Source organism: Mesorhizobium shangrilense, assembly GCF_040537815.1.
GTDB classification, from domain to species: domain Bacteria; phylum Pseudomonadota; class Alphaproteobacteria; order Rhizobiales; family Rhizobiaceae; genus Mesorhizobium; species Mesorhizobium shangrilense.
On the sequence record NZ_JBEWSZ010000001.1, the window covers coordinates 478,266 to 500,319 of the forward strand.

At 61.5% G+C, this 22,054-nt stretch carries 23 protein-coding genes, 1 pseudogene and 1 riboswitch; of the genes and pseudogenes, 16 read left to right on the forward strand and 8 right to left on the reverse strand.

What is annotated here, in order from left to right; translation table 11 throughout:
* Positions 1 to 685: 685 nt before the first annotated feature.
* Entirely contained in the window at positions 686 to 1,723 is a 1,038-nt protein-coding gene (locus ABVQ20_RS02660; RefSeq protein WP_354457945.1) for a class I SAM-dependent methyltransferase, read from the reverse strand.
* Positions 1,724 to 1,900: 177 nt separating this feature from the next.
* Between ABVQ20_RS02660 and ABVQ20_RS02665 the strand changes: the two are divergent.
* The 6 genes and pseudogenes from ABVQ20_RS02665 to ABVQ20_RS02690 all read left to right on the forward strand — a co-directional run.
* Positions 1,901 to 2,092: pseudogene (locus ABVQ20_RS02665) on the forward strand (glycosyl hydrolase 108 family protein); the annotation flags it as partial.
* Between the two features lie 88 nt (positions 2,093 to 2,180).
* Complete coding sequence (locus ABVQ20_RS02670) at positions 2,181 to 3,059, forward strand: glycoside hydrolase family 19 protein (RefSeq protein WP_354457946.1); 879 nt, start codon at positions 2,181 to 2,183, stop codon at positions 3,057 to 3,059.
* 12 nt (positions 3,060 to 3,071) lie between these two features.
* Positions 3,072 to 3,275 carry a Pam3-gp28 family putative phage holin gene (locus ABVQ20_RS02675; RefSeq protein WP_354457947.1) on the forward strand — a complete coding sequence of 68 codons (204 nt, stop codon included), beginning with the start codon at positions 3,072 to 3,074 and terminating at the stop codon, positions 3,273 to 3,275.
* Positions 3,276 to 3,369: 94 nt separating this feature from the next.
* Positions 3,370 to 3,609, forward strand: coding sequence for an ABC transporter permease (locus tag ABVQ20_RS02680; protein ID WP_354457948.1), 240 nt, complete (start codon positions 3,370 to 3,372; stop codon positions 3,607 to 3,609).
* Complete coding sequence (locus ABVQ20_RS02685; RefSeq protein WP_354457949.1) at positions 3,594 to 3,794, forward strand: hypothetical protein; 201 nt, start codon at positions 3,594 to 3,596, stop codon at positions 3,792 to 3,794. The genes ABVQ20_RS02680 and ABVQ20_RS02685 overlap by 16 nt, the downstream gene beginning before the upstream one ends.
* Positions 3,791 to 4,114 (forward strand): hypothetical protein, encoded by a 324-nt coding sequence (locus ABVQ20_RS02690; protein ID WP_354457950.1) that lies wholly within the window; start codon positions 3,791 to 3,793, stop codon positions 4,112 to 4,114. The genes ABVQ20_RS02685 and ABVQ20_RS02690 overlap by 4 nt, the downstream gene beginning before the upstream one ends.
* 98 nt (positions 4,115 to 4,212) lie before the next feature.
* On the opposite strand, the gene ABVQ20_RS02695 is transcribed toward ABVQ20_RS02690, so the two are convergent.
* The 3 genes from ABVQ20_RS02695 to ABVQ20_RS02705 form a co-directional block, all read right to left on the reverse strand.
* Positions 4,213 to 4,869, reverse strand: coding sequence for a hypothetical protein (locus tag ABVQ20_RS02695; protein WP_354457951.1), 657 nt, complete (start codon positions 4,867 to 4,869; stop codon positions 4,213 to 4,215).
* Positions 4,870 to 5,133: 264 nt separating this feature from the next.
* Positions 5,134 to 5,835, reverse strand: a complete 702-nt coding sequence (locus tag ABVQ20_RS02700) for a hypothetical protein (protein WP_354457952.1) — start codon at positions 5,833 to 5,835, stop codon at positions 5,134 to 5,136.
* Between the two features lie 69 nt (positions 5,836 to 5,904).
* On the reverse strand, positions 5,905 to 6,474 hold the full coding sequence (locus ABVQ20_RS02705) for a DUF4337 family protein (protein WP_354457953.1): 570 nt from the start codon (positions 6,472 to 6,474) through the stop codon (positions 5,905 to 5,907).
* A 333-nt stretch (positions 6,475 to 6,807) separates the two neighbouring features.
* Between ABVQ20_RS02705 and ABVQ20_RS02710 the strand changes: the two genes are divergently transcribed.
* The 4 genes from ABVQ20_RS02710 (at position 6,808) to msrA (ending at position 10,064) form a co-directional block, all read left to right on the forward strand.
* On the forward strand, positions 6,808 to 8,364 hold the full coding sequence (locus ABVQ20_RS02710; RefSeq protein ID WP_354457954.1) for a glycosyltransferase family 39 protein: 1,557 nt from the start codon (positions 6,808 to 6,810) through the stop codon (positions 8,362 to 8,364).
* Positions 8,365 to 8,681: 317 nt separating this feature from the next.
* Positions 8,682 to 9,107, forward strand: coding sequence for a hypothetical protein (locus ABVQ20_RS02715; protein ID WP_354457955.1), 426 nt, complete (start codon positions 8,682 to 8,684; stop codon positions 9,105 to 9,107).
* Positions 9,108 to 9,179: 72 nt separating this feature from the next.
* Positions 9,180 to 9,332 carry a hypothetical protein gene (locus tag ABVQ20_RS02720; RefSeq protein ID WP_354457956.1) on the forward strand — a complete coding sequence of 51 codons (153 nt, stop codon included), beginning with the start codon at positions 9,180 to 9,182 and terminating at the stop codon, positions 9,330 to 9,332.
* A gap of 213 nt (positions 9,333 to 9,545) precedes the next feature.
* Positions 9,546 to 10,064 (forward strand): peptide-methionine (S)-S-oxide reductase MsrA, encoded by a 519-nt coding sequence (gene msrA, locus ABVQ20_RS02725; RefSeq protein ID WP_354457957.1) that lies wholly within the window; start codon positions 9,546 to 9,548, stop codon positions 10,062 to 10,064.
* 107 nt (positions 10,065 to 10,171) lie between these two features.
* On the opposite strand, the gene ABVQ20_RS02730 is transcribed toward msrA, so the two are convergent.
* Positions 10,172 to 10,651 (reverse strand): DUF2127 domain-containing protein, encoded by a 480-nt coding sequence (locus ABVQ20_RS02730; protein WP_354457958.1) that lies wholly within the window; start codon positions 10,649 to 10,651, stop codon positions 10,172 to 10,174.
* A 166-nt stretch (positions 10,652 to 10,817) separates the two neighbouring features.
* A riboswitch (TPP riboswitch) is annotated at positions 10,818 to 10,931 on the forward strand.
* On the opposite strand from ABVQ20_RS02730, the gene ABVQ20_RS02735 reads away from it, so the two are divergent.
* From ABVQ20_RS02735 to ABVQ20_RS02750, 4 genes are all read left to right on the forward strand, one after another.
* A complete protein-coding gene (locus ABVQ20_RS02735; protein ID WP_354457959.1) occupies positions 10,922 to 11,530 on the forward strand; it encodes a YkoF family thiamine/hydroxymethylpyrimidine-binding protein in 609 nt (202 codons plus the stop codon). (Overlaps the previous riboswitch by 10 nt.)
* Before the next feature lie 81 nt (positions 11,531 to 11,611).
* The gene (locus ABVQ20_RS02740; protein WP_435528406.1) at positions 11,612 to 12,391 is read left to right on the forward strand and encodes an ABC transporter permease; all 780 of its coding nucleotides are present in this window, start codon (positions 11,612 to 11,614) and stop codon (positions 12,389 to 12,391) included.
* Positions 12,388 to 13,149 (forward strand): ABC transporter ATP-binding protein, encoded by a 762-nt coding sequence (locus tag ABVQ20_RS02745; RefSeq protein ID WP_354457961.1) that lies wholly within the window; start codon positions 12,388 to 12,390, stop codon positions 13,147 to 13,149. The genes ABVQ20_RS02740 and ABVQ20_RS02745 overlap by 4 nt, the downstream gene beginning before the upstream one ends.
* Positions 13,150 to 13,151: 2 nt before the next feature.
* A complete protein-coding gene (locus ABVQ20_RS02750) occupies positions 13,152 to 14,174 on the forward strand; it encodes an ABC transporter substrate-binding protein (protein WP_354457962.1) in 1,023 nt (340 codons plus the stop codon).
* Positions 14,175 to 14,400: 226 nt separating this feature from the next.
* On the opposite strand, the gene ABVQ20_RS02755 is transcribed toward ABVQ20_RS02750, so the two are convergent.
* Together ABVQ20_RS02755 and ABVQ20_RS02760 are read right to left on the reverse strand one after the other, a co-directional pair.
* The gene (locus ABVQ20_RS02755) at positions 14,401 to 14,853 is read right to left on the reverse strand and encodes a hypothetical protein (RefSeq protein WP_354457963.1); all 453 of its coding nucleotides are present in this window, start codon (positions 14,851 to 14,853) and stop codon (positions 14,401 to 14,403) included.
* 21 nt (positions 14,854 to 14,874) lie between these two features.
* Positions 14,875 to 17,766, reverse strand: coding sequence for a tetratricopeptide repeat protein (locus ABVQ20_RS02760; protein ID WP_354457964.1), 2,892 nt, complete (start codon positions 17,764 to 17,766; stop codon positions 14,875 to 14,877).
* A gap of 386 nt (positions 17,767 to 18,152) precedes the next feature.
* On the opposite strand from ABVQ20_RS02760, the gene ABVQ20_RS02765 reads away from it, so the two are divergent.
* The gene (locus ABVQ20_RS02765) at positions 18,153 to 18,290 is read left to right on the forward strand and encodes a hypothetical protein (protein WP_354457965.1); all 138 of its coding nucleotides are present in this window, start codon (positions 18,153 to 18,155) and stop codon (positions 18,288 to 18,290) included.
* Positions 18,291 to 18,610: 320 nt separating this feature from the next.
* Positions 18,611 to 19,219: a methyltransferase family protein gene (locus tag ABVQ20_RS02770; protein WP_354457966.1), complete on the forward strand. Its 609-nt coding sequence runs from the start codon at positions 18,611 to 18,613 to the stop codon at positions 19,217 to 19,219.
* A gap of 203 nt (positions 19,220 to 19,422) precedes the next feature.
* Here the strand turns inward: ABVQ20_RS02770 and mprF are convergent, their stop codons facing one another.
* Entirely contained in the window at positions 19,423 to 22,014 is a 2,592-nt protein-coding gene (mprF, locus tag ABVQ20_RS02775; protein ID WP_435528407.1) for a bifunctional lysylphosphatidylglycerol flippase/synthetase MprF, read from the reverse strand.
* Positions 22,015 to 22,054: the final 40 nt, after the last annotated feature.

A 22,054-nucleotide genomic window follows, 5' to 3' on the forward strand; every position in this document is an offset into this window, starting at 1 on the left:
CGAGGTCATTATAGGTTATACGACCATCACGGTAACGGGCACGCCGGCTTTCAGCACATACTTCTGCGGCAACGCGGGCAGTTTCATCAACTTCGAAGGCACGACGTTCTCAGGCGCGGCAACGGGCCAGCGGTTCTTCGTCCACAAGAACGGCATGATTGATACGAACCTCCAGGGGTTCAACTACTTCCCCGGCAGTGTCGCTGGTGTGATCAGGCCCGGAAGCCAATACGACTACGCAACCAGCGTGGGGCCGGTCACCAAGACCACAGACTTCACCATCGCGGACGGTGAGAACGACATCATCGTCAACAAGGGATCCTCCTGCACGGTCACGTTCCCATCTGCTGCGAGCTATGTCGGGCGCGATATTTTCATCAAAACCATACAGGCGTTCACGGTGGTCTCGGCGTCATCAAATGTAGCGCCGCTGACCAGCGCCACACCCGGTACGGCTATACTCGCAGGAACTGCCGGGAAATGGGCCAAGGCAAAAAGCGATGGCACCAACTGGATCATCATGGCAGCCAACTAACTCTGCGGCTTAGCAAGGTTCTGAGGCGCGAGTGTATTGACAGAGGAGGGCGTGTCCGGTGGGTTTCCTGCAGCCTTTTGTAATTGTCGCAGGTCAAGTCCCGTTCGGAAAACCAATATCCGGCGAACAGCAGAGTGGCCAATACGAGTCCTAATCTGGGTGTCTCATGGCGACAGAGGGGTGCGCCGGCCAGTAGGCGCATTCGATAGGCTTGTTGCGCATGGTCGCAAACATGATCGTGGGCTTTACCAATCCGAGCAGAGCCAGCGATGTGTTCGTGTTCTCTAACACATCGACGAATGCGGTATCGACCGGGTCATCGTGTGAGAAATTGCCGCCATACATCCGATCTAGGAAAACATCGGGGATGCCGCCAGTGCCGAGAAACCGTTCGAAATTGAACGTCTGCAGGCATAGCGGCAGGATGTCTTGCGCTCGAATCCCTTCGAAGGTGCCGTTAGCGCAATCGAAGTCCTTGAATTCCATTTTCCGAATGTTGTGTATCCGATCGACGCGCTTGTCGACAGGCAGAAGGCGCCAGAATGCCTCTACAAAGCCTCTCACTTCGGGCCACCGCTGATGGCCGTTTCTGCCGATCATGTCATTGGTGATGAACGCGCCCTCGGCGCCGATCTGACGCCTGACGTTTGAGAAGATGAACTCCAGTTCTACAAAGTGGTGGAGGCTGTGGTTGGCCAGCACAATGGTGGCATCGGTCGGCGGAAACTGCTTGTTGATATCACAGGTGAGAAACTCGAAGCTGTTGGCGAGCCCTTTAGCTTCCGCGTTCTGGCGTCCCGCCTCGCTCATGGCAGGGGAGATGTCGGTCCCGTAGAATTTCACCGTTCGCCCGCGAGCCACCAGGATAATGGCGATTTCTAGCTCGGTGCTTGCCTCGCCGCTGCCCAAGCTGAGGATCGATAGCGGGCCATCGGGTGCAACACGCTCGATTTCGTTGGCGTAAAATTCTTCAATCGAGGCGGCGTTGAACATCTCCCGCAACCGTGGAGAAAGGTACTTGACCGCCCAATAGGTGAATATGCCCGGGATACTCGCAGATGGCCGCTCTCCGTGGTAAAAATCTTGCTCCCTACTCACGATTAGCTCGTAGTTAGATTGGACGAAGGCGAGGTTTGCAGTAACTGCTTCCGCTCTTATTTTGCGAGGCTTCCAAGTGATCCACTGCATGTTCGCCTCCTTTTCGAATACAATGTAGAGGACGCATAACATTATTTTGCCGCCTCCTCTAGGGCGGCATCGCTTCTTACGCTTCGCCAATTCCACGCCCACAAATCCAAGGAGGCCAATCCATGGCCAGAGAAACGCTTGCCTTAGCGTTGCCCGTCATGTTCGGCACACGAGGGCGGCTATTCGAACCGCTCCACCGATGCTGGCGACCTGACGAAATACGGCGTCACGCTTAAGACGCTGCGCGCCTACCGAGGCAAGCCCAACCTACACGCTGGCGACGTCAAGGCGCTGACGCTTAATGGAGCTGAGGCCATCTACCGAACGTCCTATTGGACGCAAGCGGGCGGCGATCCGCCTGCGCGTTAGCCCCAATATCGCGCATCACTCGACTTGAATTCGCCCATCGGCTCCCCTGGCGCCGACCATACTGAATCATCTTCCGAAAGGAAAACCCATGGACCGCACCCTTGCGAGCCAACTGGCGCAGCTTTGCCCGAAAGCGTCGAAGGCGATCATCGCCGGCATCGCCGACAACGCGCACCTGCTCGACCAGGCCGGTATCAACACGCCGATCCGCTTGCGCCATTTCTTCGCCCGGGTGTGCATCGAAACCGGAGGGCTGGGGAGCCTTGAGGAGAACCTGAACTACACGGCAAAGCGCGCCAGTGAGGTGTGGCCCTCGCGGTTTGCGACTTCGGCTGCGGCAAAGCCTTTCGCCAACGCTCCCGTGAAGCTGGCGGAGAAAGTTTATGGCGGCCGGCTCGGGAACTTCAAGCCCGGCGACGGATGGGCCTATCGCGGCTCTGGGCTGTTGCAGAATACTGGTCGCGAGAATTTCGAAGAGGTCGAGGCCGCAACTGGTTTGCCTGTGACGGCCAACCCTGAGCTGCTGCGCACCTTCCCGGGCGCACTGCGGGCGGCAACGATCTACTGGACGAAGCGCAACATCAATGCGCTGGCCGACAGGAACGACACGACCAGCGTCTGCAAAGCGGTGAATGGCGGCACGATCGGGCTGGCTGACCAAAGGACATGGCTGGCCAAGGCCGCCAAGGTGTGGCCGGATGGCGCTGTCATATCGTTTCCCGCCGCGCCCGCGTCGCAGGCTGCCTCGCCAGCGCCCGTCCAGCCGGCTCCGCCTCGGCAGACGCCAGCGCCTGCCGCACCTGTGCCGCCCGTGGCTGTGCCGGAGGTGTCGACCCCAAGCCCGACACCATCAACGCCAAAGTCGGTCGGCAAGCCCACAGCCGCCGTCGGATTGCTCGCCATCCTCGGCACAACCATCGCCATGCGCTGGAACGAGATCACCACCTGGGTTCACTCATTCTTCTGAAAGGGCTTCACCATGGCCGCTGTCACTGTTCGCATTGTGCTCCGGTATTTCGCCGGCATCCTTGTCGCTCGCGGGCTCCTGTCCGCTGACGACGGTTCCGCCTTCTCCACCGACCCCGACCTGCAAATGGTGATCGAAACCGGGGCAGGCGTGGTGGTCGGCGTCGTTGCCGAAGGCTGGTACTGGCTGGCTCATCGCTTCGGGTGGGCGAAATGAAGGAGCTTTTCACCGCCTATATCAGTGCCGCGCTGCCTTACGCCATTGGCGGCAGTGTCGGGTTTATCGCTGGCGTGATCATCGGGTGGCTGCTGTGAGCGCAATCCTCGCCTTCCTTCTCGGCAATCCGGCCATTCTCGCGATCGGCGCGGCAATCGTCGGCGGGCTCGGCTTCGGCTTTCAGCAGAGGCTGGCCGGCGCCAAGGCAGAACGCGTCAGGCAGGCGGCCGTGGAGGCCGCCGCGCGCGACATTGCCGACCAGGTCCAGAACGACATAGGGGCATTGCCAGCCGATGCTGCCCGCAAGGAGCTGAGATCATGGGCAAGGAGCTGAGCGTCCTGGCAGTCGTGATGTTCCTGGCGCTGGCCGGCTGCACCACGGCCAAGGGAAGTTTTTGCGCGATCTCGAGCCCGGCTCGGCTTTCTACCTCCGCTGTCGATGCATTGTCGGACGCGGAGGTAAGGGCGATGCTCGCGCACAATCGCAAGGGTCAGGCGCTGTGCGGGTGGGCGCCATGATCCACGAGTTTCTCGATGCTCTCGGCATCAAGGCGCCGGTGGTGGTCGCCGGCCTTTCCGGCGGCATCCTGCGCGCCCTGTCGCGCCATCGGTACAAAGTCCGCGAGATGGTGGCGTCGCCGATCTGCGGCGCCCTGGCGGCGGCCTATCTGACGCTTCCCGTGGTGCAGTATTTCCGCGTCACCGGCCTGCCGCTCGCCGACGACGATACGACGACGCTGGCCGCGGCTTTCCTCATCGGGGTGTCGGCGATGTGGATTTCCGACATTGTGTTCGAGGTGGTCGTGCGCAGGTTCAAGCCGGGAGCGGAGGACGGATAGAGTCCGGTCGCGCTGACGCGAGATTGGAAACGTGGGCTTCTTGCTCGCTATCATTCGTCAAATCATCCGGTCGACCGGTTTGGTTGGCGCCGCAAGACTCACTTCTTCGTGGCGGGCTTGGCCTTCGCCGCTGCGCCACCCTTCGGCTCGTGCGAATGGGAATGCGCCAGCATCGTCTCCAACTGGCCCTTGATCCTGGCGTGCAGGCCGGGCTTGTCGATGCCCGTGGGCTGAACACCCTTCTCGACGTTGGCGGCCATGCGCTCCAGCAGGTCCGTGTCGTGCTCGTCACGATAGGGTTTCAGATCGAGATCGTCTGGCACCTTCGTCAGCCGTTCGTCGTCCATCGTCTTCACGTATTTCTGCATGAAGCGGTCGTACTCGCGCCAGGAGATGCCGGCCGCCCGCACCGCGGCTTCTTCCGCGCGGGTGGCGATCTGGTGGGCGTGCAGATAGTGCAGGTCCAACTGGTCGATCAGCGTCTTTTCGACCTCCTCGTGCAATAGCAGGAAGCGGTCGGTGTTGATCGTGCGGCCCTTGTATTGCCATTCGCTGGGCATGTGCCGGTCGATATAGATCGTCTTGCCGTCCTTCGAATAGCCGGCGAGGTAAGGGATGTCGTGCTCGCGGTCGAGGTTCTTGACCTTGCGCGCCACGGCGTCGAGCGCCCGGTCCATCATCAGGCTCGATACGTACCAATTGGGGATGCGCAGTTTCTTGTGCGGTGCAGTCGGGTGGCAGTAGTCGAACGCCATGGGGTCCTCTCCTCGTGACTTGGCTGGACGATAGTGCGCGCCTTCCGGGCATCATCCAATTCGCAACTGCGTGACTTCGCCCTGGCTCCAGAAGACAGCGCGAGGTCAGGAGGACGCGCGGTGACCGCGTTGCCCGGCTTCTTGTCTGGACCCGCTCCTCGGGAAAATTAAAAGGCCCGTCCCGGTTTGCCGGGCGGGCCTTTTTTGCGTTTTGGCGCAATTGCAACGGATCGGTGCGGCCTTCTCCTGAGCCTGCACCGAAGCTCACGTCAGGATATTCACGGCGCGCGCGGCCACAAGCGCAATCGTCAGCAGCGAGATCATCGCCTCGGCCATCATCAGCAGCTTGGCGCGCGGGGAGAGCGGCATGGTGTCGGTCGGGGAGAACGCCGTCGCATTGGTGAAGGCGAGGAAGACATAGTCGACGAAGCCCGGCAGCCAGTTGCGCAGATCGCTGTCGTTCAATGTCATCTGCGGAAACAGGAAATCGGACTGGGCGCGCTTGACCAGGCCGCAGGTCGGCGGGCCGCCCCGGTCGGTGCTCCAGAACCACAGCGCGAAGACGATGACGTTGGTGACCCAGATGTTCAGGGCGTCAACGAGGAGGGTGGTTCCGCCACCGGCATGGCCCGCCAGCAGAGCGCGCACCAACAGGAACAGCGAACCGCAATTCATGATGCTGATGACGCCGGTCATGACCAGGGCTGCCCTGCGGATCAGCACGCGAAACTCGCCGATCGAATGCCATTGATGATCCTGGGCGGCTTTTCTGGCCTCGGCCTGTGTCCAGGCCGTCGCCACCGACAAGGGTACCAGCAGCGCCGTTTCCAGGGCCGGCGCCAGCCAGCGCGGCCCAAACGACAGATCGTTGATGACCAGAAGCTGCAGGCAGATGATCACCAGCACCGCCGCGCGCGCCAGCCAGAAGTCCAGGGCACGATGGTGGATGACGGCATGCTGGCTCATCGCAGGATCCTGTGAATGAGAAAATCTTGATGAAGGGGAATCTCGAAGGCGGCGTGGGCCCGATATCGATCAGATGTAGGCGAAGCCTGCCGCGACGAGGCCCAATGCGCCCAGAACCAGCGAGCCAATCCACGGCCAACGCTTGCCGTGCATGATGATCGATAGCGTCGCGACGGCAATGGAGATGTGCAGCACCGTTACTGCAAATGTCAGGATGTGGTGCCTTTTCGCGTGGGCGTCGCTGTCGCGCAGTTTCTCGTCGACCTGTTTCTCATAATCCTGCGCCTTGACCTGTATGTCGGCGCTGTCGGCCTCGTTGCGCTTGGCGTCGGCCTGAAACTGGGCGGCGGCAGGCCCGCCCATGGCGGCGGCGATTTCATAGCTGTTCTTCTTGATGCTCTTGGCCTGGAAGAAGCTCCACTGGTCGCTCGCCTTGTTCTGCAGATAGGCGGCTTCGCTCTTGTCGTTGATCGTGTCCGCGGTTTCCAGCGATTCAAAGCTGCCGACGGTTGCCGCCATGACGGCGAGAACCGCTATGGTGACCGAGACGGTGGTCAGAAAGGGATTGCCCTCGTGTGCGGCATGCTCGGCATGCTCGGCGTTTTCGAGATGCTCCTGGGTAGCGTCTTCCATTGCCATTTTTTTTGCCTGGATTCGCGGTGAAAGTCGGCGTCGCGCGGCAATCTCAGCTGCAATCTTGGTTTTGCGATGGTGGTATTATTATACATTTCCGTAAGGTTTGGACCGGGCGCGCCGCCCCGGTGGCGTGTACCGCCAAGCCAGAAAAGGCGGCTTTGTCCAACGGGCGAGAGCGCGGGACGGCTGCCTGGCTCCGATGCCGCAACGTTTGGAGGGCAGCCATCGCTCGAAGGTTTGGCGTTCTCCCGCTGGCTCCGGCCGCAAGTCTATGCCATAGGCACAGCCGAAAACCCGCCCGGTGCGATCCAAACGCGACATGAAATCGAAGACTCCATGAGCAAGTGGCTGCCGGCAGACGTGCCCGTTGCGCAGGACAGACATTCCCTATCGGCCCTGTCCGTCCTCTCTCGCCATCCCGCTTATGTGCTGGCGCTTCTGTGCGCGATGCAGATCGTCTTCTGGACTGCGTTGCCGGCGCTTGTGGATGTTGCGCCCCCCGGCGATGTTGTCGAGGGGTTCATGTGGGGGCGCGAATGGGTGCTTTTGACCTACAAGCATCCGCAGCTTCCGGCATGGCTGCTCGAGACCGCCCATCTCCTGACCGGGTCGTTCCGCTGGCCACAATATCTTCTGAGCCAGCTGGTTGTTACGTCGACCTTCGTATTCGTCTATCTGCTGGCACGTGACATTCTCGGCCACAGGCGTGCGCTGGCCGCTGTGCTGCTGATGCCGTCGATCTACTTCTTTGGCTGGCCAACGCCGCAATTCAATCACGACTATGCGCAGATGCCATTCTGGGCGGCCATCTGCTGGTTGTTGTGGCGCAGCACCACCAGAAACGGACCGGGCTGGTGGCTTGCGCTGGGACTGGTCGCGGGCGTTGGAATCTACGCCAAGTTCTCCACCGGCCTGTTGCTGGTCTTTGGCGGGCTATGGATTCTGTACGACGCGCGCGCGCGCAGCCGGCTGGCCACACCGTGGCCGTGGCTCGCACTCGCGGCTTTCCTGGCTGTCATCACGCCGGTCACTATCGCGCTTTTCCGCATGGACTTTTTGCCCTTTTCCTATGTCGCCAATCGGGATTCGTGGGTCATGGCGAACCGCGCGCGCCTCTATTACATCGGCGTGCAATGTGCGGCGCTCGTCGGGTTCTTCGTCGTGCTCGCCATATCCGGCCTGTTGCGGCGAGGGACGGCCCCGCAGGCCGATGCGGCGCGCGAGCCGCCGATCGAACGTCGCGCGCTTGTCTATGTGCTGTGGATGGGGCTTGGGCCAGCGATCCTCATCATGATCGCTTCGCTGTTTTCCGGCATCGGCGAGGCCTGGGGAGCGCCGATGTACAATCTGGTCGGCGTGGTTGCCATTGCTTTTCTGGGCCACCGGCTCGGCAGCCGCGAGATGCGCGCGCTGATGGTCTGTTCGGCGGCCTGCATCGTCGTCATGTCCAGCGCCTATGCCGGAATCCGCTGGTCGAGCTGCAATCTGTTCGGCCACCTGCAACCTGTCTGCTGGCCCTCGCAAGCGATTTCGGACGAGGCGGAAGCCTACTGGCACGAGAAGGTGCAGGCACCCCTCGGCATCGTTGGCGGCGAAACCGGCACGGCCCTGGTCGCTGGACTCAAAGCCTATGACAAGCCGTCGATCTTCACCGATCTCAACATGCAGTTCGCGCCGTGGATCACCCCGCAACGATTGCAGGAACAGGGCATATTGATGGTCTGGCCGGGCGACGGCGCACCGCCGCCTCAAATCGGGGCCTGGGTGAAGAACCTTCCGGTCAAGACCGTTCTTTTCCACTGGTCGCTCAAGGCTCCGCCCTTGCCGGTCAGCTTCGTGGCGATTCCACCGGGAACGCCCGACCTGCCGATTGAGGCAAGCCAGGGAAGATGACGAGTCGCCTGGTTGACGGCGCGACCACCGCCCGTGCCCTCCGACGCAGCAGCTGATTTCCAGGCAACCGGGTATTCGTCCTGCGATCCAACCGGCCGTCACGCGGCAGGTTTTTGCATTCTCCGTGAACCATTCCGTCTCGATGCGCGACACATCATCGTAGACGGAAACACCTCATTGGAGAGTTCAGATGACTACCATACTGCGAAACGCACTTCTCGCCGCTGTCGCAATATCTTCGATGGCCGGGTCCGCCTTGGCCGACAGCCAGGCCGTCAAGACGGAATGCGACAAGACGATCACCAACGATTTGTGGAATGGCCGGTGTTGCGGCACCGGCGACGCGAACTGTTTGGGTGGCGAAAATCACGACCATGACAGAGGGGGCAATCGCGGCAACGGCCGTGGACGAGGCTGAAATTCATGGCACCCTGACCGCCGGCTGCCTGGCCGGCGGCTGTTTTGTATCCAAAGCCGGTGCTGGCGCGGGCTTCGAGGCCCAGCGAGGTCTGTTCGCTTGTCACGGAAGCCATGCAGGGGCATCAAGGTTGGGTGGCGAAAGCAACATATTATCCGAACCTCGATTTTCCATTTGGTTCGGCAGACAAATCAAATCTGGCATCAATCATTCGCATCTCTGTGATTGCCCTCTATACGGAAACGCCTTGATCGCGGATGGGTTCTTGCTGATGGTGGGCGAGGTTAAGCTTTCTTCGGAGATCAATCGGAAAGACCGGCCGTAACGGGCTCTTGTCGGGGACTGGAACGAAACCGCAGCTGTTCGTTGCGACAATCCGAGAAATCAGATGGGGTGGATGATGAGCGACATCCAAAAGATCGTATTGATGATCTTGGCGGCGCTGGTGGCGATTTCCCTGATCGTGTTTGCCAATGACCGACTGAGGCACAGGGCCGACTACGCCCAGCGGCCCGCGGCCGCCGATGATGCGTCCGGCGGATCAATGTAGCAATGTAGCAGAAGCCCGCTAGGCATCTCCTGCGGGTGCCATCATGGTACCTGTCTTCGCAGCCCGCCTCGGCTTCCGCCGGGGCGGGCTTTTCGCGTTTTGGCGTTGCGAAGCGATGGCCCCTCGCTTGCATGCTTCCACCTCCAGGTTTTGAACGACTGGACGAAGGCTGCAGCAATGCCCATTTATGGGGAAATCCAAAGGAGACGTGATATGGCGACTTCGACCGAACGCGCGGTTCTTGCCGGCGGCTGTTTCTGGGGCATGCAGGATTTGATACGACGCTACCCCGGCGTCATTTCCACCCGGGTCGGCTACAGCGGTGGTGATGTGCCCAATGCCACCTACCGCAACCACGGTACTCATGCCGAAGCCATCGAGATCATCTTCGATCCGAACCGGATCAGCTATCGCACGCTGCTGGAATCCTTCTTCCAGATCCACGATCCGACGACGCGCAATCGTCAAGGCAACGATGTCGGAATGAGCTATCGCTCGGCGATATACTACACCAGCGACGAGCAGAAGCGCGTTGCCGAGGACACGATTGCCGATGTCGACGCGTCGGGCCTGTGGCCGGGCAGGGTCGTCACCGAAGTCACGCCAGCTGGCGCCTTCTGGGAGGCGGAGCCGGAGCACCAGGATTATCTGGAGAAATATCCCAATGGCTATACCTGCCATTTCGCCAGACCGGGCTGGAAGCTGCCGGTTAGGGAGAAGGCGGTTTCGTAAGGTTCACTGGCCGAGAGGCTGCGTATTGTGCTTGCAACAATGAGGCCGTGGAGCGGGTGCTCCACGGCCTCATTCATTTTCCTCCGTCGATGACTACTTGGCGCGATCTACTGTGCGGCTGTGCCGTGTTTCTGGACAAGGCGGTATTCATGCCAGATCAGCACCATGACGATCAGATCGAACACGGTGAGTACGACGAGGCCGGCCGAGTGGGTGTAGCTGAAGCGGTAGACCTGGTAGGCGATGAACAGCGACAAGATGACGAGAGACGCCGGGTACGCCCACAGTTTGTTCCTGAGCAAACCTGCCACCAGGGCAATTTTCACCAGTCCGTGGCTTAGTAGATAGAACGCGTAGAAATGCTGCGTGCTGACCGAGAAATTGCTCGCCATGCTCATCAAGTGGCTGGCAATGAAATCATGGGGATCCTCGATCAGTTCTTCCTGTGTCAGCCTGTTGACCAGGGAAACGATAGTGCTTGTGCTGACGAGGGCAAGCACGAGGCCGCCGACGCACTCGACGAGCGCATGCGCGCCCTTGAGCAGCACGCTGATCTGGAAAATCTGGTGGATACGGTGTTCGTTCATAGGCTCCAGCCAGCGACTGATTGATCAATTTGAGGGTGCGGCTATTTCAACCGTAACGGGCGTTCATTCATCCAGTTCCTGCCGGCGCACGCGCTTTGATGCGACGTATTGCGCGCGATGCTCTGAAAAAACCACTTCCGCAATCGCTCGAATGGTGCTTTAAGGCGTCCATCCACAGGGGTGCTCCGTACGGTCGGGGCTGAGACGGGGGCGGCAAGCCCACAAACCCTAGAAGCTGATCTGGGTAATACCAGCGGAGCGAGGCGGGCTATGTTTTCAGGCGCACAGATTTCACTATATCCCATGACCGACGATTTCGTCGGTGTCATCCTTGGCGCATTAGGCGCTCTCGATCCCTACCGTGACAAGCTCAGGATCGAGACCGACGACATCTCGACTTTGCTGGTCGGGCCGCCCGAAGTGCTGTTTCCTGCCATGCGCGACTTGTTCGTGGCGGCGGCGGCCAGCGGCAAGCATTGCGTGCTTTCGGCGGCCATTTCGCGCGGCTGCCCCGGCGAGCCCGACGATCCGATCTGCCGTTCCGACGCCGTCGGCGGGCCGGTCGGACCACTCAGCCTGCGCAAGGATGCGGCCATCGCAGCGGTGCGGGAAGCGGATGTCACCGGCCAGCCGGTGGCGGTGCAGTTCTCGCTTTATGTGATGGGCACCGGCGACCACATGGACGAAATCTACGGCTGCATCGACTTCCTCAAGCAGTCGGGCGTCTTCGACCGTTCCAAGCATTTCTGCAGCAGATTGCGCGGCGACGCTGGTGCAGTGTTCTCGACGCTGAACGAGGCCTTCTGCCGGTTCGGACCGGGCGCCGGCCACGTAACCCTCGACGTCACGGTCTCTGCCAACAGCCCAACCGCCATCTGACGCCGCCAGCGCGCCGTTCGCTAGAGGTTTCGTGCCGTGCCCGGTTTACCAGATGCCCGTTCGCGCGGGTTCACATCAGCCATCGCCAAGGCCTTGCCGGCCGTCGTTTCGGTCGGTGCGCTGTTGGTGGCGTGGGAACTCTACGCCCGCTTCTCCGGCATCAAGCCGACGACGCTGCCGGCACCCTCGCGTGTCTTCGAACAGGCGCTGCTGAACCGAGATGCGCTGCTTGAAAACACCATTCCCACCGTCCGCGCCACGCTGCTTGGCTTTGCCTGTTCGCTGAGCACCGCTTTCGTTCTGTCAATGCTCATCGATTTCTATCGTCCGCTGCGACGGGCGCTGTTTCCGGTCTTCATCGTCAGCCAGACCTTGCCGCTGGTCGCCATCGCACCGCTGGTCGTGCTGTGGTTCGGCTTCGGCCTCGCGCCCAAGATCCTGCTGGTGGCGCTGGTCACCTTCTTTCCGATGCTGGTGGCCCTGGTGCAGGGCTATGAGGCGACCGAAATCGAGATCGGCCAGATGCTCAAGTCCATGGGGGCAGGGCGCTGGCGGATTTTTCTCTCGGCCCGGCTGCCCTCGGCGCTGCCCTATTTTTTCGCGGGCTTGAAGATCTCCATCACCTATGCGGTGGTCGGCGCGATCTTCGCCGAATATGCCGGCGCGGCGAAGGGGCTGGGCATCTACATGCTGTCGGCCAAGAACAATTTCCGCCCCGATCTGGTGCTGGCCGCGGTCGCGGTGAGCGCTGTGCTGACGCTGATCCTGTTCGGGCTGACGGCGCTCGTCCAGCGCCTCGCCATGCCCTGGGAGGGGGCAGGCGAGGAGCACAGGCAGCATGCCGGGGAGGGGGCGTCATGACCCGGCTCGAACTGCGCAACGTCAGCAAGCGCTTCGGCAACCTCGATGTGCTGGCCGATGTCTCGCTCAACGTGGCGGCCGGCGAATTCGTCTCGATCCTCGGCCCGTCCGGCGCCGGCAAATCGACGATCTTCCAGTTGCTGACCGGTGGGCTGAACGGCGCGAGCGGAGAGCTGCTGTTCGACGGTGCACCGCTTGATGACCATGGCCGTCACTTCGCCTTCATGCCGCAGCGTGACGCGTTGATGCCGTGGCGCCGCATCATCGACAACACGACGCTCGGCCTCGAGGTGCAAGGCGTCGGCCGCAAGGCGGCCCGCGCTCGTGTCGAGCCGCTGTTTGCCGAATTCGGGCTGGCTGGTTTCGAACGGCACTATCCGGCACAGCTTTCGGGCGGTATGCGACAGCGCGCGGCACTGCTGCGCACGGTTGTGCAGCAGCGCGACATGCTGCTGCTCGACGAGCCCTTCGGCGCGCTGGACGCCCTCACCAGAACGAGCATGCAGCGCTGGCTGGAACAGATGTGGCGGCATCATCGCTGGACGGCGCTGCTCATCACCCACGATGTTCGCGAAGCGGTGTTCCTGTCCGATCGCATCTACGTACTGTCGGCGCGGCCGGCCCGCATTGTCAGCGAGATCAAGGTGCCGCTGCCGCGCCCGCGCGATTTCAACGACGAGATGGCCCGCCAGGCCGGCGCGCTCGAAGCCGAAATCCTCGACATCATTCTCAACCCACGGACCGCTCAAAGGACATGACGATGACTGATTTCTCGCGCCGACAGGCCCTGCTGCTGACACTCGCCGCCGGCCTTGCCGGCACTTCCCGTTCCTTCGCGCAGTCATCGGCGTCGTCCGCGCAAAAGGTCACTGTCGCACTCGACTGGACGGTCAACACCAACCACATCGGCCTGTTCGTCGCCCGCGAGAAAGGCTTTTACACCGAGGCTGGCCTGCAGGCCGACATCCTGCCTTATGGCGACACCGGCTCGGGTACCTTGATCAGCAATCGCATCGCCGATTTCGGTATCAGCGGCGCGCTGGGCCTGTTCACCCAGAAAGCCGCGGGCGCCGACCTGAAAGCCGTCTATGCCGTTGTGCAGCACGAGACGGGCCGGGTGGTGTTCAATGCCGCGCGCAGCGAGATCAAAAGCCCGAAAGACCTCGACGGCCTCATCTATGGCGGCTTCGGCAGCGGCTGGGAGAATGCGCTGATCTCGACCATCATCCGTCACGATGGCGGCGAGGGCACATTCCAGACTGTGACGCTCGGGACCTCGGCCTATGAAGCTTTGGCCAACGGCTCGGTCGATTTCACGCTGGAAGTGTCGACCTGGGAAGGCGTCGACGCCGAGCTGCGGGGCATGAAACAGCACAGCTTCCGCTACGCAGACTATGGCGTTCCCGACGAGCACACCACCTTCATCGCCTCCAGCGACGCCTATCTGGCGGCAAACCCGAAGATCGCTTCTGCCTTCGTCCAAGCAACGCGTCGCGGCTATCAGTTTGCCGTCGACCATCCCGATGAGGCGGCTGCCCTCTTGATTTCAGCCAACAAGGACGCGCTGACCAATCCCACCCTGATCCAGGCGTCGTTGAAGGCGCTCATCGATGGACACTATCTGCGCGGCGAAAGCGGCATCATCGGCACGATCGACAAGGCCAAGATCGATGCGATGGGGGCGTATCTGTTTTCCTCCGGAATCCTGCGCGATGCCGATGGCAACGCGCTGAAGCAAAAGCCTGACTTTTCTGGCTATTTCAGCAACGTGTATCTGGGGTAGGGGCATATAAGCCAGGCTGCCGGCCTCGTTCCTGGCGATCTGAAAGAGCAGGGCGGCCTTGACGTGCCGCCCTGGTTCGTCATTGAGGGACAGGGCAGCCTCATAGAACTTTGCAACCGCCGGGCATAGACCGTCATAGGCCTGGTTTGCGTTCCCGATCGCTTCCATATCGGCCTGTGTACCGCCGACACGGATGAACGCAGTGGCGACCATCGACCAGTCTTCGTTACTGGCGGAAGTCGCCGGTAAGCCGCTTCTCCTCGCTGCTCCGAACGCGTGGAACAAGGTCGCGCCGATCTTGTCCATATAGAGCGCGAGATCGCGGTCCGATGTATTCAGGGCGTCCGGGCCCTTTGTGATCGGTGACCGCTGCCCTGGTCGCACCGCACACCTCTCCGATGCCTCCTCCTGCCTTGGTCACTGCCGCGATCTTCTGAACGATTGCCTCATATTCGGCGGGAAACTCCTGCTCGATTGCCTTGAAAATCTGGAACCCCTGCCCCTGTATCTGGTCACGAATCTGGGCAGTGGTTAGAGCGGGCGGTGCGGAGACGGTGCCTGTTGCCGTTTCATAGAGATATTTGCCGCCGGCAAAGCCGAGTGCCCACGATAGTGCCTTCACCGCAACGAAAGACAGAGCGGCTACAGCCGCCACGCCCAAACCCGTCCAACGCGCCATCTGGGAACCTCCGAAGACTGTCTATTTCGCACCGAGTCTGAGCGCCTTCTTGCGGTCGGCTGCTGCTCGCTTGTGGTTGCCCTTGGCTTCCCAGGCCTGGCTTCGCGCTTCGTAGAGACTGGCAAACTTGGGATTGAGTTTGATGGCGCTGCTGAGATCGGCAATGGCTCCGTCGTAGTCCGCCCTGCTTGTCCGAATGACCCCTCGGCCAAAATAGCCGTAGACGTTGTTGCGATCGAGACTGAGCGCCTTGTCGAAATCGCCGAGGGCCGCAACGTCGTCGTGTTGTCCCATCCGCACGAGGCCCCGATCGGCATAGATCTTTGCCTCTGTGGGCGCGAGGCTGATCGCCTTGTCATAGTCGGCAAGCGCCCGATCATAATCTTCCTTAAAGGTAAAGTTCTGGGCGCGGCCGTAATAGGTCGCAGCATTGTTCGGATCCAGCGCGATCGCCTTGTCGTAATCGACGATGGCGCGATCAAAATCGCTCTTGGCATCCCAGACCAACGCGCGAGCAAAATAGGCATCGTGGAATTCTGGGGCCAGCGCAATCGCCTTGTCGTACAGGGCGATGGCGCCGTCGTAGTTGCCCTTGTCATGCAGGGCACGGCCCTTGGTGAAAAACGCCAGGCTTGCCGGGTTGCCGTCTTGCGGAGTGTGGTCGAGATCTGTCGCCGCGTTGCTGGCCTGCCTGGCGTTCTTGCCGGTCTGCTTCGATGGAGGTGTTTTCCCTCTCGCCGCTACAGCGACCTGGCGGCCTTTGCGAGCGATGCCCAGCTTCGGATCGAGTTTGAGAGCCTGGTCGTAGTCGGCAATGGCTTGATCGTAGTCGCCCTTGGCGAACCAGGCACTGCCGCGCCCGAAATAGAGAGGTGCGTAGCCGGGCTCGATCTCTGCCGCGCGATTGTAGTCGGCGATGGCGCGATCCAGTTGGTCCTTCTTGCTCCAGGCAACGGCGCGGCCGATGTAAGCATCGAAGTAGGTCGGATAGAGCTCGATCACCTTGCCGTAGTCGTCGATGGCTCCATCATAGTCACCCTTCCCGGCGCGCGACAGCCCCCGCCAAACATAGGCGGCGGCTTTCTCTGGATCGAGCGCGATCGCGCGGCTGTACTCGGCAATGGCGCGATCGTATTTGCGCTTCCTGTAGAACGCATCGCCGCGATCCATGAAGGCCTTCAGGTTCTTGGGATCCGAGCCGACGGCACCAGGTGCGGCACCGCCTTTTCCTTGCGCAGCCACTACCGCCTTGCGGGCGACTGCGTAGTCCGGATTGTCCGGATGGAGCCTTATAGCCTGGTCGAAGTCAGCAATTGCGCCGTCGTAGTCCTTGTTGTCGGCCCGTTCTACGCCACGTCCGTAATAGCTGGGGGCGTCATTCGGATCGATTTCGATCGCCGCGGAATAGGCTGTGATCGCTCGTCCGGCATCGCCCTTCACGTGCCAAGTCATGCCCATGCAGAAATATGCGTCCGGCGCCTTCGGATCGAGCACGGTGGCCCGACCGCAATCAACGAGAGCACCTTCGGCATCACCGAACGTGGCCTTTGCCAGGCCCCGGCGAATATGGGCCGAGGCCTGATTTGGTACGAGCCGGATCACCTGGTCATAGTCGGCAATCGCCCGATCATAGACTCGCTTGGCCGACCAGGTATTGCCGCGTCCGAAATAGGCGAGGGCGCTGTCGGGGTCGAGCGCGATCGCCTTCCCGTATGCGCCGATTGCCTGGTCGTACTGCCCCGCATCCGAAAAGTTGTCACCCTTTTGCACTGTGACCAGAACGCGTGGGTCGGTCGCTTGAATGAGTTCCGCCATCCTGGCGGTGGACACTTTGACGTCGGACTGGGTTCTGTCGTTGGCACCCTGCTTTGCCGCAGGCGCCATGGCGGCTGCCGTATAGCTTTCAACTTTCGCCGCTGCCGCCGCCTTGCGGCTGACGAGATAGTCGGTGTTGTCCGGGTCGAGTTTGAGTGCCCGGTCGAAGTCGGCGATGGCGCCGTCATAGTCCTTCCTATCGGCCCGCGCCATGCCGCGCCCATAGTAGCTGGCGTCGTCTTTCGGATCGATCTCGATCGCCACCGAATAGGCAGCGGCCGCTCGCCCGGCTTCGCCCTTCGCATGCCAGGCCATGCCCTTGCAGAAGAAGGCGTCCCGCGCGGCAGGATCGAGCTTGGCGGCGTGGTCGCAGTCGACAAGGGCGCCCTCGGCATCGCCTGACGTGACCTTGGCGAGGCCACGGCGAAAATGCCCGGCGGCAAAATTGGGAGCAAGCTCGATGACCTTGTCGTAGTCGGCGATCGCCTGCTCGTAGACGCGCTTGGCGGCCCAGGCCTTGCCGCGGCCGAAATAGGCGAACCGGTTGTTGGGGTCGAGTCTGATCGCCTGGTTGTACGCGCCGATCGCGTTGTCGTATTTGCCCATGTCCAGAAAGGCATCGCCGCCCAGAATCAATTCCAGAGCTTGCGGGTCGGTCGCCTCCAAGGCCCTTGCGACCAGTGTATCTTCCGTGGCGGCCATGTTCGGAGCGGCGGCGGGCCGCCTCGACTGTTGGCTTTCTGGCGTCGGCGCCGGCTTGCTTTGCGTGCCGGCAACCTGTTCGCCACAGCTCCCCGTCCGTTTCGGATCGAGTTCGACGGCGCGCTGGCAGTCGGCGGCGGCTCCGGCATCATCGCCCTTGAGTGTCTTGGCCCGGCCGCGGCTGAAATAGGCATCGGCATTGTTAGGATCGAGCCTGATTGCGCTGTCGAAATCGAGGATGGCGCCGTCTATGCCATATTTCGACAGTCGCACCATGCCGCGCTCGAGCAAGATTTTGGCGGCGCCGGCTTCGCCAGTATTCTCCGCCGCAATCGATGCGTCTTTGCCGTCGGCCATCGCTGGCAGCGCCAAGACTAGCAGAACGGCAAGCGCCATCAGTGATCCGCCCGCCAACCGAGTTCGCGCAAAACCAATCGACGCGCGCGCCCAACCTGTCATTTTGCTGGCTCTCCCCCGAAAACCTTCAACCGCTCCCACGCGGCCAATCGGACACAGTTCTTCCTTTGTTCCAAGAAAAATGCAAGCAGAAATTGCAATGACGATCGGCTGCCTGCGTTTTTCGCATCACGGCCGTTTCGAGATCGTGGGAGGAACAGCCCCACCCAACAACTTTCCCATATCCGATCAATGTGCTGACTGACCGAAAACACGATGGGCGCCGCCGTGGTGACTGGGGCTCGTGGCTGGCCGATCCAGCCGGTTGCAGGCGTCGCCAGCATCTACTAAAGGGCTGATATAGTCAGGAGATAGAGGGGGCCGGAATGGCTGAATTTGACAACGACAAACGCTCCGACGCCGAGAGAAAGGCCGCGGTCCGGCATTCGCTCATCGGATGGGGCGTGTTCATCGTGGGTACAGTGGTGTTCTTCGCCGTCGCTGATGCAGTGCTGATGCCGTAGCGCGGTTCACCGTTTCACGGAAACGGCAAACCGCTCTAACTCTTTGCCTTGGTCAGAACGCTTGATTGATACGTCGGCTGCGAGCACCCGTGCCATGGCGTGGGTAGGAACGCTGTTGGGCTTGCGAAGCCTTCATCAGCAAAGGAAGCCCGCTTTATTTCGATCCTATCCGGATCGGTTAACCCGGCGGCAATGCTAACGTGCAACGGTCACTCCTAGGGACCACCCTGGGGGTAACCGCGTTGTTCATCTCGAAAAGCGAAGCTCTGCCGCATCTCGAGCGGAAAGCAATTCTTACGGAAGCGCGAAAGCGCGAAATCATGACGGACGTGCGCGAAGCGTTGTTCCGCTTCGCCGCCTTGCTTGTCGCGGGCTTCTTCGTCTACCGCGGGGTCTATCATCTGGTTATAGATCCGACCCGTCTCAATGTCCTGTTGCTGACGATTTCGGAGACGCTCACCTTCATCTGGCTGCTGTTGTCACGCCGGCCGCTGGTTCGCGATTGGAACCCGTTCACCGTTGTCGTGGCGCTGGTCGCCAGCTTCGGCACCGGGTTCGTCACGCTGGATCCTGGCATAGCCATCATCCCGCTCTACGTAGCGGCACCGGTACAGTTCCTTGCGCTGTGGTTCGTCATCTGGGGCAAGATGTCGCTCGGGCGGTCCTTCGCCATCCTGCCGGCAAATCGCGGCGTGGTGACGGACGGCGCCTATCGGTTGGTACGCCATCCGATCTATGCCGGTTATCTGGTGGGCCACATCCTGTTCCTGCTGTCGAGTTTCTCTTTCTACAATCTCACGGCCTACGCCCTGGTCTCCTGTCTCCAGGTTCACCGCATCTTGCGCGAGGAAGCGATCCTCGCAAGGACGCCGGAGTACCAGGATTATATGAATCGTGTCCGCTACAGGGTGATCTACGGCCTGTTCTGACGACGACAAAGCCACGCCACCCCTACAGTTTTGGCCCGCTCCTGCGAAGCAGGGGCGGGCCTTTGAACTTCCTGCAGCGAGACGCATTGTCAGCGGGGTTGCGCGTCAATGACGCTTACGACATTGTCGCTCTCATGCCGGTGCGGTCTGCTGCCGGTTCGGCCTGCCTCGTGAAACTCCTGGTCATCCGCGCAAGCTCTTGGTCATTTCCGGATGAGTTCCAGCGGGCTGCCGCTGATCAGCGCGGTGACGTCGAACAGGGAACGGATGGAGTCCAGTCCCGGCGGGCAGACAAGATAATGTGGCGTCCACACCGGATCGAACTTGTCCTTGAACGCCTTCAATCCGTCAAAGCGATAGAGATTCTGGCCGCGTCGGTAGAGAAAGGATCCGAAACGGTTCCAGCGCGAGGCAAGCCGGCTGGCGGAAAGGCCGGAGAGGGGAGCAGCACCCAGGTTGAACCAGCGGTAGCCCTGCGCCTTGCCGTGAAGCAGCAGCCTGGTCAGCAGTGCGTCCATGACGATCTTGGGCGCATCGGGCACATGGCGCATCAGATCGATGGTCAGTTCGCTCTTGTCGGCACTACCCCACAGATTGGCGAAGGCGATGATGCGGGTCTGTCGGCGGATGACGGCGATGTCGAATTTGCTGAGATAATCTTCCTCGAAGTAGCCAAGCGAAAAGCCCTTTTCGCTTCCCGCCTTCATTTCGAGCCAGGCATCCGACACGGCCCGCAACTCGCCCAGCAGCGGCGGGACGTCGTATGCCTTGACGACCTCGAAGACCAGGCCGTCCTTTTCGGCGCGGCGATCGGCGTAGCGCAAGGGCTGGCGGCGGGCGCCATCAAGGTTGAACGCCGCGAGATCGACGCGGGCGACCTCGCCGAGCTTGAGCGCGACCAGGCCCATGTCGAGATACATGGGCAGATGCCCTGGCTCGACGCCATAGAAGGCGGTGCGGACGGCCGAGCGATCGGCAAGATCGTGAAAGGCCCAGGCGAGGTCGGTGTCGCCTTCGATCGGACCGATGGGGCCGCCGAGCGCGATAAGGCTGCCACCGGAGCGTGCGTACATGATGAAGCCGCGGCCGTCCGGCGACATCAGGAACTGCTTGTCGCCAAGCATGGCCAGGGCCGCATGGGTGACGTTCGAGGAGGCGACGATGGCGCCGACGGCCGGAGGGATCTCGATGCGTTGCTTGCGGTCTATGGCATTTCGATTGACGGCCGTGTGGAGCGCGGCGGCCGCCGTCGCGATCAGGATCACGATACTTGCGCGCAGGAAGCGGGGCGCGTCACCGTCGACAGCGAACTGCCAGAATAGCTGGTTGGAATATTCGACGTTGCGATAGCTGAAGAAGCCGAGCCAGATCGAGATCGCGACGATGCTGATGACGCTGGCCAGCCAGCCCCAAGACAAGGGGCCGACGCCCTCGATGGGACGGCGATAGAAAGATTTGCGGAAACCGATCAGGATTGCCGACATGGCCAGCAGAACCATGGCGTCTTCCCAGTCCAGGCCCTTGCCGATCGAGAAGACGGCTCCCAGGATGAAGAGGAGGAGCGAAGCCGCCCAGGCCTGCTGAAGCCGGCGCGCGAGGCCTCGTGCCAGGATCAGCATGGCGATGCCGACGAAACTCGCGGCCAGATGCGAGACTTCTATGAAGGGAAGCGGCAACAGGTCGGACAAAAGGTCCAGGCGTTCAGTGGCACCTGGAATGGAGCTCGACAGCAACAGCATGATGCCGCCGAAGAAGGTCGTTGCGGCGATAAGTGGCGGAACCAGCGGTTCGAGGATGCGTCCAGCGGAGCGCACGCGCTGCGAGACATGGGCGTGGCTGGCGTAGATCTCGAAAGCCAGGACGCCGACGATCGCCACCAGGAACGGCAAAAGCGTATAGATGATCCGGAATGCCAGGAGTGCGGCGATGGCGTCCGGGTTGCTGCCAAGCCCGAGGCCGGCGATCATCGAGGCCTCGAAGGCGCCCAGCCCGCCGGGCGCATGGCTGGCGATGCCGATGATGGTCGCCATCACAAAGACCAGCGTGAACACCGCCGGGCTGGTGGTGACCGTGTCGGGCATCAGGACATAAAGCGTTCCGGCAGCGGCGCAGACATCGACCAGTCCAGCGATGATCTGCGTCAGCGCGCCGCGTGAATTGGGCAGACGAATCGAGATCTTTCCAACTGTCAGCGTGCGCTCGCCGCGCGACAGCCAGCCGACCAGGAAACCGATCGCAAGGATCAGAAGAATGCCAAGCGCGAGACCGAGGCGCGGATCGAGCTGGTCGATGAACGGCGTGCGGGCGGGATCGAGCACCAGGCCAAGGGCAATCATGACGGTGAACGCGAACCAGATCGCCAGCCATGAGGTGCCGATGATCCGGCCGATATCGGACAGCGCAATGCCTTCGCCGGCATAGATGCGGTAGCGCAGCATGCCGCCGGTCAGCAGCGAGAAGCCGAGTGCATTGGAAATGGCGCAGCCGGCGGCGCCAACGGTTGCCGACACGATCCTGGGGATGCGGCCGGGCGCGATCGTCTCGACGGCCACCACGTCATAGAATGCGATGGCGGCAAAGCTGACCACCGTCAGCGCAAGCGCCGTCATGAGGTGCTTGCCGGGAATGTTCGCCGCCGATTCCAGCACATGGTCGAGCGAAAGATCGCTGAGGAATCGCTGCAACACGATGACGGTGATAGCCGCGATCACCACGCCGGCGACGGGCATGGCAAAATGCTGGTAACGGCTCCAGAAGCCAAACATCTGGCGGCGCGCTTCGGGCCCACGCAGCATATCGGCCTTCGGGCCCGGATCGCTCGGGACTGTCAGCTCG